2 protein-coding genes are annotated in these 1424 nt (G+C 71.6%); both read left to right on the top strand.

Annotated features, from left to right (window positions below; all coding sequences use genetic code 11):
• Positions 1 to 123: 123 nt before the first annotated feature.
• On the top strand, positions 124 to 612 hold the full coding sequence (locus tag ACFU8Q_RS41465) for a SigE family RNA polymerase sigma factor (protein WP_384465395.1): 489 nt from the start codon (positions 124 to 126) through the stop codon (positions 610 to 612).
• Positions 609 to 1385, top strand: a complete 777-nt coding sequence (locus ACFU8Q_RS41460) for a hypothetical protein (protein ID WP_384465392.1) — start codon at positions 609 to 611, stop codon at positions 1383 to 1385. The genes ACFU8Q_RS41465 and ACFU8Q_RS41460 overlap by 4 nt, the downstream gene beginning before the upstream one ends.
• The last annotated feature ends 39 nt before the right edge of the window (positions 1386 to 1424 follow it).

Below are 1424 nucleotides of genomic sequence, written 5' to 3'. Positions count from 1 at the left end.
GTACGGGCCGGTTGCCCGTACCGCCCCTCCCTTTTCTGCCTTCTGCTGCAACCCGAGGTGCCTTCCACCGCACTGGAAGGGTGAGACGGTCCGCACCCGCGGACCCGGAGAGGGGCGCCGACGATGCGGATCGATGACGATGCCGCGCTGCACGCCTTCGTCGAAGGCAGACGTACCGCGCTGTTCCGCAGCGCGTACCTGCTCTGCGGCGACCGGCACGAGGCCGATGACCTGGTCCAGGCGACGCTGGTCAAGGTGGTGCTCGGGGGGCGGCGGTACGGACGGCTCGACAACATCGAGGCGTACGCGCGCAAGACGCTGGTCAACACCTTCATCGCATCCCGCCGCAGGTTCTGGCGGCGCGAACAGTCCTACGGCGAACTGCCCGACCGCGCCGACCGGGCGCCGGACACGGATACCGGTCTGGCGGTACGGGCGGCACTCGCCCGGCTCACGGTCAAACAGCGGACCGTCCTCGTCCTGCGCTACTGGGAGGACCTGAGTGTCGAGGCCACGGCCGGACTGCTCGGGATGCGGGAGAACACGGTCAAGAGCCACGCGGCTCGGGGGTTGGCGGCGCTGCGCGCCGAGATGGCGGAGGAATTGGTATGAGCAACGACCTGCACGAGCTGCTGGGGCGGGCCGCGGACGATGCGGGACAGCCGGCCACCACCACCCGAACGGTGTACGCCGGGGCCGCCCGGGTGCGGCTGCGGCGCCGGGTCACCGTCTCGGTCGCGGCGGTCGCCGCGGCCGCGGCCGGAGCCGTCGCCGTGCCGAACCTGGCACCGAAGGGGGACACGCAGGAGACCACGGTGGCGGCCCCGGTCGAGCTCGTGGGGAACGGCGGCCGGGCGAAGCAACTGATGAAGGTGCTGCCCAAGGACGTCGGGGACATCGATCAGGTCTCACTGTCCGTCATCCGCGACGGCGACACCTCCGAGCGGGAGATGCCGCACCTGGCGGGGCCGCTGGACGGGCACTTCTCCGTACGCAAGGACGGCGGCGTCGGCTACCTCGTCATCGGCTACCTGGACACCGGGAAGCCCGGCGCGGTGGACCCGGCCGACGATCCGTGCAAGCCCGCCCAGGGGCAGCCGGGTCCGGCGGACTGCGTGAACGAGGAGCTGCCGGACGGGCGGGTGCTGACCACCTGGAGCGACCCGATGAACTACGGGGTCGACCCGCAGTGGGGGAGAGAGCTGGTCGGCCGGCTCACCCTGAAGGACGGCGGGGTGCTGGCCGTCCGGGACAGCACCGGCTTCAAGGGCGAGCGGGCGCAGGGACCGCTACTGAAGACGCCGCCGCTGACCCGTGCCCAGCTGCGGACGCTGCTGCTCAGCCCGGAGCTGCTGCCGAAGAAGCAGGAGAAGCAGGAGAAGTAGGGGGCAGGAGGGAGGGCGGTACGGACGCCGGGTCCGTAC

Source organism: Streptomyces sp. NPDC057543, from assembly GCF_042801895.1.
Taxonomy (GTDB): domain Bacteria; phylum Actinomycetota; class Actinomycetes; order Streptomycetales; family Streptomycetaceae; genus Streptomyces.
Note: the sequence above shows the minus strand (reverse complement) of the source record. Positions and strands in the feature narration are given on the sequence as shown.